Origin of the sequence: Paenibacillus sp. FSL H8-0079, from assembly GCF_037991315.1 — a bacterium.
Lineage (GTDB): Bacteria > Bacillota > Bacilli > Paenibacillales > Paenibacillaceae > Paenibacillus.
The window spans coordinates 3,468,164-3,483,810 of sequence record NZ_CP150300.1; the positions used below are offsets into that span (position 1 = coordinate 3,468,164).

At 44.0% G+C, this 15,647-nt stretch carries 13 protein-coding genes; 8 read left to right on the top strand and 5 right to left on the bottom strand.

Annotation, left to right across the window (positions count from 1 at the left end):
* Positions 1–135 precede the first annotated feature (135 nt).
* The 3 genes from MHI06_RS15450 (at position 136) to MHI06_RS15460 (ending at position 4,595) form a co-directional block, all read left to right on the top strand.
* The gene (locus MHI06_RS15450; protein WP_340398305.1) at positions 136–1,821 is read left to right on the top strand and encodes a hypothetical protein; all 1,686 of its coding nucleotides are present in this window, start codon (positions 136–138) and stop codon (positions 1,819–1,821) included.
* A gap of 71 nt (positions 1,822–1,892) precedes the next feature.
* Positions 1,893–3,608 (top strand): discoidin domain-containing protein, encoded by a 1,716-nt coding sequence (locus MHI06_RS15455; RefSeq protein ID WP_340398306.1) that lies wholly within the window; start codon positions 1,893–1,895, stop codon positions 3,606–3,608.
* Positions 3,609–3,653: 45 nt separating this feature from the next.
* Positions 3,654–4,595: a family 43 glycosylhydrolase gene (locus MHI06_RS15460; protein WP_340398307.1), complete on the top strand. Its 942-nt coding sequence runs from the start codon at positions 3,654–3,656 to the stop codon at positions 4,593–4,595.
* A gap of 78 nt (positions 4,596–4,673) precedes the next feature.
* Here MHI06_RS15460 and MHI06_RS15465 read toward each other — a convergent pair whose 3' ends face one another.
* The 3 genes from MHI06_RS15465 to MHI06_RS15475 all read right to left on the bottom strand — a co-directional run bounded on the left by MHI06_RS15465 (position 4,674) and on the right by MHI06_RS15475 (position 8,918).
* The gene (locus MHI06_RS15465) at positions 4,674–5,201 is read right to left on the bottom strand and encodes a DinB family protein (RefSeq protein WP_340398308.1); all 528 of its coding nucleotides are present in this window, start codon (positions 5,199–5,201) and stop codon (positions 4,674–4,676) included.
* Between the two features lie 144 nt (positions 5,202–5,345).
* Positions 5,346–7,367, bottom strand: a complete 2,022-nt coding sequence (locus MHI06_RS15470) for an ATP-dependent DNA helicase (protein WP_340398309.1) — start codon at positions 7,365–7,367, stop codon at positions 5,346–5,348.
* Between the two features lie 60 nt (positions 7,368–7,427).
* Complete coding sequence (locus MHI06_RS15475; protein WP_340398310.1) at positions 7,428–8,918, bottom strand: PLP-dependent aminotransferase family protein; 1,491 nt, start codon at positions 8,916–8,918, stop codon at positions 7,428–7,430.
* Between the two features lie 147 nt (positions 8,919–9,065).
* Between MHI06_RS15475 and pdxS the strand changes: the two genes are divergently transcribed.
* The 4 genes from pdxS (at position 9,066) to MHI06_RS15495 (ending at position 13,024) form a co-directional block, all read left to right on the top strand.
* Positions 9,066–9,950: a pyridoxal 5'-phosphate synthase lyase subunit PdxS gene (pdxS, locus tag MHI06_RS15480; protein ID WP_200869424.1), complete on the top strand. Its 885-nt coding sequence runs from the start codon at positions 9,066–9,068 to the stop codon at positions 9,948–9,950.
* A gap of 263 nt (positions 9,951–10,213) precedes the next feature.
* Positions 10,214–11,284, top strand: a complete 1,071-nt coding sequence (locus tag MHI06_RS15485) for an ABC transporter substrate-binding protein (RefSeq protein WP_340398311.1) — start codon at positions 10,214–10,216, stop codon at positions 11,282–11,284.
* Complete coding sequence (locus tag MHI06_RS15490; RefSeq protein WP_340398312.1) at positions 11,284–11,913, top strand: TetR/AcrR family transcriptional regulator; 630 nt, start codon at positions 11,284–11,286, stop codon at positions 11,911–11,913. The genes MHI06_RS15485 and MHI06_RS15490 overlap by 1 nt, the downstream gene beginning before the upstream one ends.
* On the top strand, positions 11,900–13,024 hold the full coding sequence (locus tag MHI06_RS15495) for a choline esterase (protein WP_340398313.1): 1,125 nt from the start codon (positions 11,900–11,902) through the stop codon (positions 13,022–13,024). Before MHI06_RS15490 ends, MHI06_RS15495 begins: the two co-directional genes overlap by 14 nt.
* A gap of 145 nt (positions 13,025–13,169) precedes the next feature.
* Here the strand turns inward: MHI06_RS15495 and MHI06_RS15500 are convergent, their stop codons facing one another.
* On the bottom strand, positions 13,170–13,508 hold the full coding sequence (locus MHI06_RS15500) for a cupin domain-containing protein (RefSeq protein WP_340402125.1): 339 nt from the start codon (positions 13,506–13,508) through the stop codon (positions 13,170–13,172).
* 80 nt (positions 13,509–13,588) lie between these two features.
* A complete protein-coding gene (locus MHI06_RS15505; RefSeq protein ID WP_340398314.1) occupies positions 13,589–14,416 on the bottom strand; it encodes an AraC family transcriptional regulator in 828 nt (275 codons plus the stop codon).
* A gap of 340 nt (positions 14,417–14,756) precedes the next feature.
* Between MHI06_RS15505 and MHI06_RS15510 the strand changes: the two genes are divergently transcribed.
* Positions 14,757–15,461, top strand: a complete 705-nt coding sequence (locus MHI06_RS15510) for an ankyrin repeat domain-containing protein (RefSeq protein WP_340398315.1) — start codon at positions 14,757–14,759, stop codon at positions 15,459–15,461.
* The last annotated feature ends 186 nt before the right edge of the window (positions 15,462–15,647 follow it).

Below are 15,647 nucleotides of genomic sequence, written 5' to 3' on the forward strand. Positions count from 1 at the left end.
TATATGTTCAACTAAACATTTACACGATAACAGCGATCGGAAGGTTGTTCTGTCATCGGAGTGCCAGTGTAAATATGCAATTAGTTGAACTTATATAGAAAACAAATTGAGTATGAGTGAAGGGGGCATGTTTCCATGAAGAAAAGAACTGATTTATGGAAAATGGTAAGTATGGTTATGCTGTCGGCTGTTCTTGTGGCTGGCTGTAGCAAAGGGGAGAGTGCGTCCGAGACCGCACCGGCATCGGTGCTTAAGGACGGAAAATATGATCCACCATTTACGATCACTATCGCCAAACAACAGGATGAAAATGCTGGAAAGTATATCAATGGTGAGACGTTGAATGACAATGTATTGACCCGTTGGGGCGAAGAAAACCTGGGCATCAAAATCCAAACCACCCTGCTGGGAGGTGATGCTTCACAATATAATACCAAGCTACGGTTGGCGTTGACAGGTTCCGAGAAGTTGCCCGACGTTCTGCCCGTCTATGACACCATGCTGGTCAATGATCTGATCGATTCGGGGCAAGTCAAAGAGATAACGGAAGACATCTCAGCCTACATGCCTGACCGGATAAAAGAAATATACAAACAATACCCGACCACCTTCAATCCAGTGGTTAGAGAGGGTAAGGTCTACGGGATGGCGATTGCGCCGAATCTGACGGAAGGCGAAGTCATGTTGATCCGCCAGGACTGGTTGGACAAATTGAATTTGAAAGCGCCAACAACAATTGAAGAGTTTGAGCAAGTCATCGCAGCGTTCACCAATGAGGACCCAGATGGGAACGGTAAGAAAGACACATACGGATTTACATTTTCGGGGAAAGATTCCTACAATACGGGCTGGGTCAGCGATCCGGTCATGATATTTAGCGCATACACGGGCAAGCACCTTCCAAGGCAATGGTATAACGAGAACGGCAAACTTACTTATGGATCAGTGGCTGATGGCAACAAAGAGGCACTGGCCAAGTTACGAGATTGGTATGCGAAAGGGTACTTGAACAAAGAATTGGCCACCCAAGGCGCCTGGGACGCATTGTCCGATTTTACGGAGGGGAAAGCAGGCATTATCATTGGTCGTCCTTGGTTATACGACAGTGTGAAAGACGTAGAGAAAAATGTGGATGGTGCGAAAATTAGTGCTTATCCGACCATTCAAGGCGTGAACGGCGATAAGACCTATCAGTCTGCACAGTTGAACGATGGTGTGTTCATGTTTAACAAGGACTTTCAGAATATGGAAGCCTTCTTCCTCTACTACGATAAAATGTATGATGCGGCGTTCAGCACGGGAGATTTCAAATACGGTTACGCTCAGGGATATGATTACGATATCGTCAACGACGAAGTCACTTTCGATCCAACAAAATTCAATACACCATTAGAGGCTGTGCAAGGCGTTGGCAAAATGGCATTTACCAAGAATACACCGAGCGTGGACGGTCCCGGCCAATCATTCTATGATCTGGCGAACGGTGTCGAGGCCGATACGGGCGTCCTCATTCAAAGCGCTTCTAAGGATCAAACGACTCAGGATGGATATCGGATTTCGTATGAAAACAGGGATGTTTTACTGCCAAATGAGTTTAACGGTCCACCAACGCCGACGATGCAAAATGTGTGGGAACAGTTGACCACCATGGAACAAGAGACTTTTACCAAAATCATATATGGCAATGAGCCACTTGAGGCATTTGATACCTTTGTGAAACAGTGGCACGAAAAAGGTGGAGATACCGTTATCGAAGAAGTTAACGATTGGTACAACCAAGCCAGTGAGACAGATGTAATGACACTGATGAATTTGAAATAAAGTCAAGTATCACCTGGATCAGCCTTCCGCCAACTGGAAGGTTGGTCTTCTAAAAAAGGAGATGATGAGACATGATCAAAGGTAAATCGTGGATGGCTATCGTCATTGCATTGATGTTGTTAACAGCTCATTTAACGTCCTCAGTTCAAACCGTTCACGCTGCTGGTGAAGAGACCCATATTGCTGCAACACTGTTTGTGCTGAAGAATGAATCCGAAGTATCCAATGCCAAAATCCATTGGGCACCTGTCCAGGGAGCGACTGCATACGAGTTGTATAGATCCGAGAACAATGAGCCTTATCATTTATTACAGAACCTAACCGGTACAACGACGGATGATTATGGCCTCAACATAGGTAGTACGTACAAATATCAAGTGAAGGCATATGGCGGAACTTCCTTGTTAACCTCCGCTGTCTCGCCAGAATATACCCCTTACAGCCTCCCAGAGAACCTTACAACTTTTGATAACACAACGCAATCAACGCTTATGCTCCCGAATGAACTTAAAGTGGGAGACACCTACTACAGATTCAATTTCGTGCAAAAGTCATCAGGCGGTTTTGGCGAAATGATTCAACAGACGTCAACGGATGACATCACATACGGTAACGACAAAGTGGTCCTTTCCTACACGGATCATGCCGATTTGGCGAATTCTAAATTTGAAGGGATCAATATCCTATACCACGCGCCCACGAACAAATTCGTTTTTTGGGCTCACTATGAGAACAGTACAGACTACACGCTTGCGAGGGTATCAGTGGCTTCAGCCACGCCTGGAGAAGACTTTACATTTCACAAAAGCTTTCGGCCGGAAGGGAACCAATCCCGGGATATCTCCATTTTCAAAGATGATGATGATTCGGCATATCTGATCTCTACGGCTAATAATAATTCGGACACCATCTTATATAAGTTAACCTCCGATTGGCTGGATGTGGATCATCAAGTTTCTGTTATTTATCAAAGTCAACATAGAGAACTGCCCAAGATGATCAAAAAAGATGGCATTTATTATTTGTTCTCTTCCCAAGCGGCAGGTTGGTATCCGAGTATCCCCCTGTATTCATCAGCAAATAGCATAGACGGAGATTGGTCTGAATTACGGACGATTGGCAACACGTCAACCTTCTCCGCGCAATCGGGTTCCGTCATGCGGGTGAAGCCAGATACGGGCAACAACGTGGTTATGGTTGCGTATCGCTGGATGTTCGGCTGGGCAGGCACGCAAAATGGAACAACGGAGGAACGTTTGCTTCCCGTTTGGTTCTCCGATGGTTACGCATTTTATGATTATTTTGATCAAGTCCTGTACAACACGAGCGATGATGTCGTCGTTCCCGTTCAAAATGGGAAACTGCTATCACAAGGTAAACCTGCAACAGCACAAACGGCCTCTGGAACGAACCCGGCAAGTTATGCTAATGATGGTAACTATCAAACCGAATGGATCGGCACAGGCAGTTCCTGGCCACATTGGTGGAAGGTAGACCTCGGCTCCGTTCAACAGTTGAATAATGTGCAAATCTCCTGGTGGATGCAAAAAGGCTCCGAAGGTTTTTACAAATACAAAATTGAGACCAGCACGGATAATGTAAACTGGACCGTAGCATTGGATCGAACCAATAATACATCTTACGGTTTCACATCAGATACGCTATCGAGCAATGCTGCGAGGTATGTACGAATTAATATGCAAAATGCGACGCTCCACAACAACCCTAACAACTGGTACACCCCAAGGATATGGGAAGTGAAGGTATTTGGATCGGACACAAATTAACGATGTTATCAAACGTGAAATGATAAATAGAAGAGAGGTAACGGTGTGAACAATCAATTAACCAATGGTGGCATCTGGAATGATTTAAGCGGTAATCCAATCCATGCCCATGGTGGACATATGTTGTTTCATGACGATTATTATTATTGGTATGGCGAAGATCGGAGAGAGGATATATATATGAGTTGTTACCGTTCCAAAGATCTGTTCAACTGGGAGTTTCGAAATCATATCCTGACGACGTCTACGCCAGCTGCACCCGTTCGAGTTCGGACAAATCTGGCATTAGTGAACGACAAAGGCGGAAAGGTGAATCTCGAACGGCCTAAAGTGCTTTTCAACACGTCGACAAAGAAGTTCGTCCTATGGGTTCATTATGAGAATGGTAATAATTACAACGATGCCGCATGCGCTATTGCCACATCTGATTCTCCGGATAGCCATTTCACTTACCATGGCAGTTTTAATCCGTATGGGTATATGTCGCGAGACTGCACGCTCTTTCAGGATGATGACGGGACTGCATATTTTATTTCGGCTGCCAGAGACAATGCGGACCTTCACATCTACCGTCTGCAGGAAGATTACCTTAATGTCGAAAGTCTTGTCGGAAAGCTGTGGCAGGGGGAATATCGAGAAGCGCCAACCGTCTTCAAGCGGAACGGGAAGTATTATATGGTGACCTCATTTTGCACGGGTTGGGCTCCCAATCAAGGGAAATACGCGATGGCTAATACGATGGATGGTCCATGGGGGATGCTCAGCGATTTTGGCGATGAAACGACGTATCGAACGCAACCAGCGTTTGTGCTGAAGCGATCAGAGGAGGAGTACCTGTACTTTTCGGATCGCTGGAACGGGTCGGATTACTTTCAGTCCAGCTATGTGGTACTACCCATTGCATTCAATGGGGAAATTCCGATTCTGAATGATTATTCCACGTTATCTTTGAGAGAGGATACACATCTGATTCATTTTGAACGATAATTTGAACGATGAAGCGGCTAATGAGAAAAGACTTTGATCCTACAGAAAATGCAGGTTCAAAGTCTTTCTGTATGAATTTTATAATTTCACATCAAGCGAATAGCGATCTCGAAGCACTGAACAATGGTGGAGCTCATGTCCAACCATAATAACGGCGATTGATCGAGCTGAAGCAGGATTATCACTGACGATCCCTCTACAGAGCCAAGCTTCCGGCGTGAGACGACGAAGCATAAGAATGGTTGAGCGGCGTGTGACGGCATATTCTTCGCTCAAATCGGCCAGAGTATACGCATTGAAAGGGTGGGTCTGCATAAGCACGTCCTGATCGTAGCCGGGATGATTCGCTTGGTCACCTCGGGCGATACGAAGCAATCGGCTGCTCATGATGCGTTCGTTATCCAAGAGGTGGCCGATGACCTCTTTCACGCTCCATTTGCCTTCGGCGTAACGATAATTTGCTTGCTCCTCTGTCAATGAAGAAAGCAAATTTTGTACGATGTTGGCCTGCTGCTCCAACATTTCGATGATGTTCCCTTCAGGAACAAGCTGGATGTACCCTTCATAATAAGCTGCATATTCCTCTGTAGTTGGTCTTTCAACCATAGTAATGCCTCCTTTGGGATTCGTAGATATGGAATATATTGTAGCATATATCCTACAGCATGAAATTAGCCCCTCCGCTTTATGAGCGGAAGGGCCGTTTCATGTAATTTAGGCAGTTTTTCAAGGTTACGTGTTGTACCACTTCTAATCCGTACGTCGTATCCTTTTAGTTTGCACAAATTTCTCCAAAACCGCAAAATCCTCCGTCACTTTTTTGAACGGCAACGTTTCCAGCACCTGTTCCCGATAACTCTTTTTTGCTGCTGCGCTGAGACGGGAGTCAAGTATGCTGAGTATGCCAAGGTCCGTTTCACTACGAATCAAGCGTCCAGTTCCTTGCCGTAACCGCAGAAGCATGTCCGGTACAAACACCTCCATGAACGGATTCTCCGTTACAGATGCCTTATATTCATAAACAGGATCCGATGGAACAGGGAAGGGCAGCCGGAAAATAATGACCTGTGACAGGTCAGACCCCTCGATATTTACGCCTTCCCAGAATACACCGGTACCCAGGAGTACACCTTTGCTTTTCCTGAATTCAGCGATGACACTATCCTGGGAAGATCCTTCTTTTTGAACATGGACTGGCCATGTGTATTCATTAGCCTTTGAAATCAACTTCTTGTGAATGTACTTCATGTCTTCCTTTGCTGAAAATAGGACGATTGTTCTTCCCTGAGTTAAATTACAGAGTTGAACCAATTCCTTATAAGCTGCTTCAAGATAGATTTCGCGCTGGTCATGTTGGTAATAGGGAACTTTGTTCGAAACGTACATCATGGCATGGTTGGTGTAGTCAAAAGGGGAGGGTTGGCGCTCAAGGAAATCTCCCTTATAACCGAGAGAATGTGTCATATAAGAATATTGTTCCTCCAGCGTATCCCCGCCTTGGCACAGCGTTGCTGATGTTAGGATTACAGGTACCTTGCCATTAAATAAAGTGTATTTCAAAAATTGGCTTATATCTTTGGGACAGATGCTGATCGTGGCTATTCCCAGGGGACTGCTCGCCCATAAGAGATAGTTGTCCTCTATTTTAGCCAAGACATGGATCAGGGTAATTAGCCCGTTGATAGCTTCAAAAGCGTCATCGATCTCCCGTTCATGGCGGGAAGTCAAAATGGAAAGGCGCAGACTGAGATCTTTTAAATCGTTCCAGACCTGGTTCAAAGGTGTTCCTTTGATCTCCGACACTTTGATTCGGTCGTTATCCTGTTTGGCATGGTCGAGCAGATCCGCGTTTACCTGTTTAAAGATGCGCTCAGCGCAGTTTTTTATAAATTTGGATTGTGAGAAGAGACTTTTATCCCCGGACTGCTTCGTTAGAAGCTGCACCGTGGTGTCCAGAGTGCGGCAGATTGCCCGATAAGTGAACTCAAGCGTTCTGGCATCACGAACTTTTGCTTCCAGATTATGCGCTTCATCAATGACGATCAGAGCAGGCTGATCCGAGATGATGCTCTTGGTTCCTTCTTTTTTCTTCATCAAATCCCGTATGAGCAGATCCTGGTTCACGATAATAAAATCAATCTCGTGAGCTTTTGCATTCAATTTAGCTCTCATATCGTAAAACAAACATGCAGTCTTATGATGACAACGTTCAAATTTGCAATCATTCACGGAAACGTGGGACCATTCGGCATCACTAATTCCAGCTTTAATATCGGCTCGTTCATCAATTTCATAATCTAATATGCGCTGGGCGAGGGTGGACACGGAGGAGTTCGCATCATCAAGATTGATCAATTCCGCTGCTCTGCTTCGGCAGGCATACTGACCCATGCCTTTTCCCACCACGGAGCGAACCGTTGAAAATCCCAACCGGCTACCAATGATCCTTAAATCTTTATGTATCTGTTCCGAAAGCTGAATGGAGGAGGTAGCTATAATGACTGGTTTCTGAGACATTTGATTCGTGAGCAGACTTGGGATCAGGTATGCAAAAGACTTACCAATTCCAACACCAGCTTCAATCATGGCGTTATGCCCATGGATATAAGCATCGGCGATATCGAGAGACATTTCTTGCTGTCCGAACCGCTCTCTAAGACCAATTCGGGGGAACCGGTCATATATTCGGAAGATGGCATTAACCAAAGATCGTTCGATTTCCTTGTCCGGTTCCCGCTTATTTATTTTATAGAGTTCATTTAACCAATTCATAACGATCGCCTCTCTTCCGAATGATGATCTTCTTGTACTATATTTTGGAGACGATATACCTCACAATGAGGCTGTGACGGCATTTTTCAATCTGGATACGCCTTCCTGTAACTGTTCATCTGACAAATGTGCAAAAGATAAATATATACCATATTTCGTACCAACAGCCGTTGAACTGCTGACTTCTGAGTATACCACACCTTGTGACTTAACCGATGCCCGAAAGGCCTCATACATGGACACATTACCTCGCCACCAGCCAAACACGTGTAGACCCGCTTCATTCTCCACCCAATCAAACCATGTAGAGAGTTGCTTGTTCAAAAGTTTGAGTAACAGATCGAATTTGCGACTGTATAGACGATTCATCCTGCGCAGATGACGTTCATATTGACCGCTTGTCATAAATGCCGCTAATGCCCGTTGTTCGATCAGGTTGACGGGTCTTGGCTCGTATAATGCCTGTGCCTTTCTAAAGGTGTCTGCCAAGGTGGGGGGGAGAACCACAAAACCAAGTCGTACTTCAAAAGGCAAGGTTTTCGTAAAGCTGCCCAGGTAGATTACACGTCCTGCTTTATCAAGTGTTTTCAGAGGTTCAACATGCATTCCGCGATATCGGAATTCACTATCATAGTCATCCTCGACAATCATGGCATCATGACGATGTGCCCAGTCCAGCAAGGTTTGTCTGCGTTCAAGGCTGAGCATTTCACCAGTAGGAAACTGTCGTGACGGCGTGACAAACAACATACGCGCTTCCCAGTCTTGGGGCACAACGCCCTGACCATCGAGATTGGCTTCAATCAACTTTGCACCCGCAGCCAAAATGGCTTTGGAGATCCCGACATAACAAGGGCTTTCCGTCACGACATGATCCCCAGGATCTGCAAGTAATTGAGTGAGTAGAGCTATAGCTTGCATGGAGCCTGCAGTCACTGCAATATGATCCGGATCGACTTGAATTCCCCGCATTCTTCGAAGATAGGCGGCAATGGCTTCTCTCAATCTCGGATCCCCGGTTGAACTAACCATCGCAGAGGTTGTTTCCAGGTGATGCTCACGCTGCCGTATCTCAGCATACAATCTATTATTCCATTCATCGTAAGGAAATTTGGATAAATCAGGTTGGTATTTGCTAAAGTCGATCACTTCGTCGCGATCCATTCTGGAATCATGTGTATGGGCATTGGCTGGTGCATTTCTTTGAATCGACTGCTGTTCAAACTGCTGAATACGATTTCCCCAGGCGGATAAGTGATGCGTACAAGCTTTCTCGGTGGACGCATCATTGCTTAAATCCAACTGATACGCAACAAAGGTTCCTCTTCCATGCTCTGATTGAATGTAACCTTGAGCAGTCAACGTATCATAGACCTGATTCACGGTTCCTCTGGAAATGTGATACGTCGCGGCTAACTCTCTAGTCGAGGGTAACTTCTCGCCATGTATAAGATTACCTTCATGAATAGCATCACGAATGGCATGATAGAGCGCCTTCATTTTGGTATATTTTCGGTTCAAATATGAACTGTAAGCTACATGAAATTGCATAGGACCTCCAGAGTTATCATTGAAGTGGTACAATAAAAACCGAAAATATTGGATCTTTTTATATGACCATTCTCATTCTATACTAAATCATAGATTAGAGCGATGCCTTTATTGAAAACCACCCAAAAGTTACTTAGGAGGACTACAATCATGCAAACAGGTACAGATCGTGTAAAAAGAGGAATGGCTGAGATGCAAAAAGGTGGCGTCATCATGGACGTTATGAATGCAGAGCAAGCTAAAATCGCTGAGGCGGCAGGGGCAACAGCTGTTATGGCTCTTGAACGGGTACCTTCCGATATTCGCGCAGCTGGCGGTGTAGCTCGTATGGCAGATCCAACCATCGTTGAAGAGGTTATGAAGGTTGTTTCTATCCCAGTTATGGCTAAAGCACGTATCGGTCATTACATAGAAGCCAAAGTGCTTGAATCCCTAGGTGTGGACTATCTCGATGAAAGTGAAGTTCTTACGCCTGCAGACGAAGTGTTCCATATTGATAAACATGAGTTTACTGTACCATTTGTATGTGGGGCCAAAGATTTGGGAGAGGCTCTTCGCCGTATTGGTGAGGGTGCATCGATGATTCGTACAAAAGGTGAGCCTGGAACGGGCAACATTGTTGAGGCAGTTCGTCATATGCGTCTAATTAACAGCCAGCTCCGCAAAGTGCAAAACATGTCCAAAGACGAGCTGTACGCTGAAGCCAAAAATCTGGGTGTAGCTTATGAGTTGCTGCGCGAAGTTCATGAAAATGGAAAACTTCCTGTCGTTAACTTTGCAGCAGGCGGTGTAGCTACTCCGGCGGACGCAGCATTAATGATGCACCTGGGAGCAGACGGTGTGTTTGTAGGATCAGGTATCTTCAAATCCGATAGCCCTGAGAAATTCGCTCGTGCAATCGTTGAAGCTACAACACATTACACGGATTACAAACTGATTGCTGAAGTATCCAAAAACTTGGGCGCCCCGATGAAAGGGATCGAAATTTCTAAATTGGCTCCAGAAGAGCGCATGTCCAACCGCGGTTGGTAAGAGGCAATAGAACAGCGGTTTGAGAATAAATGAAATATGAATGATATCGAGCAGAGCCGATCAATGGATACAAATTGATCGGCTTTTTTGTTATTCTTGACGAAAGCAAAAGCAAAGACGAAGAAGAGAATGTCCATTTTTTCACCAATTGAGAATGATTATAATTATCATTTACGAGATTCGACATTTACTGTATACTGACAATAACTATTTTACATAATGCATAAATAGAAAATTAAGCATCAAAAAAGGGAGAGAATTGAATGTCTACACGCTTTAGAAAAGGAATGTTATTTTGTTTTATAGCTGCACTTGTTTTTGTACTTGCAGCCTGCTCCAGTACTAATGGTGGAAGTGATGAAGCAAACAATAGCTCACAGGAAGCAACGAAGAATGTTGCAACAGATGAGGAGAAATCGGATGCAGATGCTTCAGGTGCTGCTCAAACCACGTATCCATTAACCGTTTCAAACTATACAACTGAAAATGGGACATGGGTCGCTAAAGAACAAACCTTTGATAAGGTACCTGAACGAGTTGTTGCCAATACACAAGGTGCGGCTGAATTAATGATCCGTCTTGGTTTGACTGACAAAATTGTTGGAGTGGCAGCGCTGTTCGGTAGTGTACCTGAAGACATCGCTGATGAATTCAAAAAAATTCCTGTGCTGGCTGAAGGCTATGTCGGTAAGGAAGTGACCATAGGTGCTTCGCCTGATCTGGTTGTGGGGCGTGGTGGATTGTTTGAGGATGCCGATTGGGGTGTTGGTACAGTAAGCAGCTTGAATGATATGGGGATTAAAACGTACGTACAAGGCACCAGTGTTCCTGACGCATCGTTAGATAGTCTGTATCAGGACATTACTGAATTAGGTGAGATATTCAACGTACAGGCGAATGCAGCAGCATATATTGAGACGCTTAAAGCACGCGAGACTGCCTTGTCGGCTCGAGCTAGCGCTGAAACGATCAACTATGCATCTTTTTCGGATAATGGTGATGGAACTATTGGAATCTACAACGGAAACGGAGATACGTTTATTGAAAGTGCAATGTCATTAATAAATATGCATAATATGCTGATTAATGAAACAGGCACACTCAGTCTGGAGAAGCTAATCGAGATTAATCCGGATGCTATGATTATTTCTAGGTATGCTGGTGGCATCGATCCAGAAGAAACAATTGAAAAGCTGCTAGCCAACAAGCAGGTACAGAACATTAACGCAGTTAAAAACAAGAAGATCTACATTATTGATTTCAACAACTTCTGGGGATACGGAGATTCCATCTTCACAGGCGTTGAAGGACTCGCTGATGATCTCGGGTTGTAATGAAGCCAAGAGCAAAACATAGTACCATAAAAAGTCGCTATTTTAGCGGCTTTTTTTGTTATCAGGGACCTAATTCCTGTTTCAAACTGTTCCCGGTCCGTTCGCTGATTGATAATGAGTTTCTGAACACTCTATTTTATTGTCACTTAATACGCAATGTGACGCAGAAAAGAGCTGCATATTTTAATAACAGTAATGAAGATTCCCTTTACAGCTATTTCCTAACTGGCTTATTTGGTAACGTTAATGGCATGGTGACCGAGCCACTGAATGAGTTGGAAATCAAACTAACTAAAACATTTTCATATATTCCTGAGGACATTTTACTGAAAGTATATGTGAATGTGTTAAAGGGCGAGTCATTCCCCATGATCAAGGACATTTTACGCCGAATGAGGGTTGATGGATATCTAAGGCCTGATGTTGACGACGATCTGATTTCTTTTATGTTTGAGTCAATGCAGCTTAATTTAATCTTGTTTTTTAGGGAATTCGATATTAAGGACTCTAAGCTGCAACATAAGATCAGCAAGTACTTTGCTGAATTTATGGGTCATGGGCTGCTTGAAGATCATAAATATTCTGAAATGGTTAGCGATCTCAAGGGGGAAAAAAATGAAAACCTATGACGTATTTCCAGAACCAATTGGCGGCTATTCTGTCGGTCGAACCCAGATGGATTTTGAGTACACGGCATCAGATCACTCGAAAAGAGAACTGACCGCTTTTGTGTACTATCCATCTGACAGTAGCGAAGGTAAGACTACATCAACGTACATGTTTCCTGAAGTCTACGAGATGTTTAATGAGCAGCCACTTGTCACTGCGTTGAAGGATGTTTTCTCTATAGATATCAAGACCCAGTGTTACGACGACCTTGCTCTCTCCGGGAAGGAAAAGCGCTATCCAGTGTTATTCTATGTGTGCGGTGGGGGCGGTTCTCCAGAATGGGGTACAGTGCTCTGTACAGACTTGGCAAGCATGGGGTATGTTGTGGTAAGCATCGGCCATCAGAATAGCACGATGTATAAACGTAAAGATGGGCGCCTGTTTAATGTATCCAAGGATTTTTCGGATGTCATTACAGCCTTTGGTGAAGATCCGGAGATGCTGGCGTTGGCTGGTAAGATGGAGATGCGGCCTGACGATGAAACTGCCTTTGAAATGTGCCGTAACGTGCTTGTACTGCCGATACTTTCCAAGTTAACAGAGTATAGTGAATTACAGGCAGAAGATGTAAGGTATGTAGCCGATTATCTTTACAAACTGGACTCTGGAGAGCTGCATTCCATCTTTAAGGGCAGATTGTTGCTTGACATCGGCATGGGTATAGTCGGTCATTCTTATGGAGGGCCTACGACGGCGATTGTTTGCCGGGATGACGACCGGTTCGCCTGCGGGATTGGCTTGGATAGCGGTGCGTTTGGCCTTCTTGACAGCGATCTTAAGAAACCCTTCTTGTTCCTGTTTTGTGAACCTAACTATAATATTGGCGCTAACAATAGCATGGAAACCTATTATTTCTCAGTTGATCGTGTTGCACATTTAGATTACTGTGACATTGTGTTTACCAGTATTAATGAGGAACTCAGAGGCGAACGGGATGCTATGGAGATGCGAAATCTTGTTACAGACTATGCGAAGAACTTTTTTGATCATTACATACTGCAGAAGGCAACAAGTGTGGAAAGCCTGGCATACGATGGTGTGGAATTGATCAAGAAGACCAGCAACAAGTGACATAACCGAGAGACTACTGATTAATATATGTCAATTAATGCATGTCAAAGAGTTAGCCATACAGACGCAGAGCCGATAACCCCTATTACGCGGTTATCGGCTCTCTGATATTACAAATTGACATCCTGGTTCCAATAACTGACGCTTATTCGGCCTTAGTCCCGCCAGTGTTTACTTCGCTTCCAGGCTCCATCAACATGATATGACATTCCTTTTCGGCGGAAGGCTTGATCTCGACTCCCTTTGGAACAATATACATCTCACCTTTAGCAATCTTCACTTGCCCATCACGAAAATCAATAAGCATTTCCCCTTCGAGCACGAAAAACAACTTATCGGTTTCTTCATGAACGTGCCACTCAAAATCTCCAGCAATCTTAACGATCTTAAATTGATAGTCATTCATTTCACCAATGAGTTTCGGAGACCAAAGATCGTTCAATTTCGAAAATTCCTCATTTAATTGAATAGCTTGATAGTGCATCATAATTCCTCCTGTGTATTAAATCCTTTATGTTCAGTATACGGATTTAATTTTTGGTATAACATGGATGCCTGGTGAAATCAGGATGGATTATTGATGAACTTCTGGCGATACTCCGTAGGAGAAATACCATTTTGTTTCTTGAACACTCTACTAAAATAAAAGGGGTCAGCAATGCCAACGGTTTCGGCAATGTGTTGTACAGACGCGTCACTTGCAGACAACATTTGTTGCGCCATGTTTATACGATATTTCAATATATAATCTGCTGGCCCCATGCCGGCATGTCTTCTAAATACATAAGAAATTCGATTGCGATTCACATTATATTGTTCTGCCAGCGATGCTACTGTGAGGCTATGATCGTAGTTTTCATGAATATGAGTAGAGATCCGTTCGAATAAAGCATCTGATTCGTTACTATTTTGCCTATGATCTACACATATTAAGGCCTCATTCAGTACGTCACGGAATAGCATCTCGGTCTGAAACATCGACATACCTCCGCGCTGATTATACACATGCCAGAGACGCGTAATTAGTTCGATCAGACGAGGGGATTGACCCGTTGATAATTCAAAGTGCTGATGGGAAAAGCTTGATTCATCGAGATCCGAACTACATATTCGGTATAAAACAAGGATGTATTCCCAGTCATTTTTATTAAACACAGTTTGGTCTAGTTTCATTTTTGCCCCTCCGTGTACAACTTTTCCTGGTGAAAAGATATAGGGCGTACCATCAAATTGAAATTGTATTTTTCCTGTAAGTGGAAATACAAAACCAGGAAAAGAATCGGTATAGTCAGCGTGGGGCACGCCTGGATTTCTAGCATATCGATATATTCCTTCGACTTGAAAAGGAATGTGTGCAAAATGCGCTGCTAACTGATTCACATCTACTTTCACATTTCGTACCTCATTTCAAAAGTGTTTGCCGGTCATGCTGAGATGAATTGTTGTACAATCTTACTCCAACACTATTGATAATCATTATCACTGTCAACATATAAAATGAAAAATGATGCTTTTGGCTACGCTCAAACCAGCATTAAACGGTTCCATGCCGGATAACTGAACCAACATGCGAATGCGCAAGCACTTTATAAACTATGGGCAATGAGGTCCATCTTGTGTTAACATGTGCACTAACTAATTCAATAACAAGGTACTACGTATACAATAAACCCAGTTGGGGATTGGAGTGTCGCTTCTTCGGTTACTGTGACACTGGAGTAAAGGAGGAAGTATGAATAAGTCGCTGTTGATCATTATCCTAATAAGTAGCATGTTCATCGTCCAAGGCTGCATGCCTGAAGTGAAAAACGACTCAAATGTGGAGGAGCAGACCCTGACTTCACCAGATGAACAGCTGTTCAAGGCAGTAGAGGATGGAGATACGGAAGGCATCAAAAAATGGATTCAAGCGGGCGCCAATACCAATGCTCAAGATCAGAGTGGACGAACAGCTACAATGATTGCAACCTACAATAATGATCTAACATCGGCTAACGTATTGATTGAAGCAGGTGCAGATGTGAATATACAGGACGATATGAAGAATAACCCGTTTCTGTACGCTGGCTCTGAAGGATACGTGGATATTTTAAAGCTGACGATTGAGGCGGGAGCGGACCCAGCGATAACGAATCGATATGGAGGGACAGCACTTATTCCAGCTTCAGAGCATGGATATGTGGATGTAATACGAGAACTCCTGACCCAAACTTCAGTGAATGTGGACCATGTGAATCAATTGGGATGGACAGCACTGCTGGAAGCGATCATTCTTAACGATGGCAATGCTCAGCAGCAGGATACGATACAATTACTCATTGACCACGGAGCAGACGTGAACATAGCGGATCGTGATGGGGTATCACCGCTCAGTCATGCGAAGAATAAAGGCTTTAAGGAAATTGAAGATATTTTGGTACGGGCTGGTGCGAAATAGAACCGTTTAAGGATCAAAGAGATAAAACATAGAATGTTGAGTTTTCGGCGGGGAATGGGGCCGGTCCAGATCATCGTACCACACACAAAAGCCGCTATTATAGCGGCTTTTGTAGTATAAAGAACCAAGTCCACATCCAAGCATTAACAGGATTAGAACTTACATTGTATTCAATTGGATGATTAT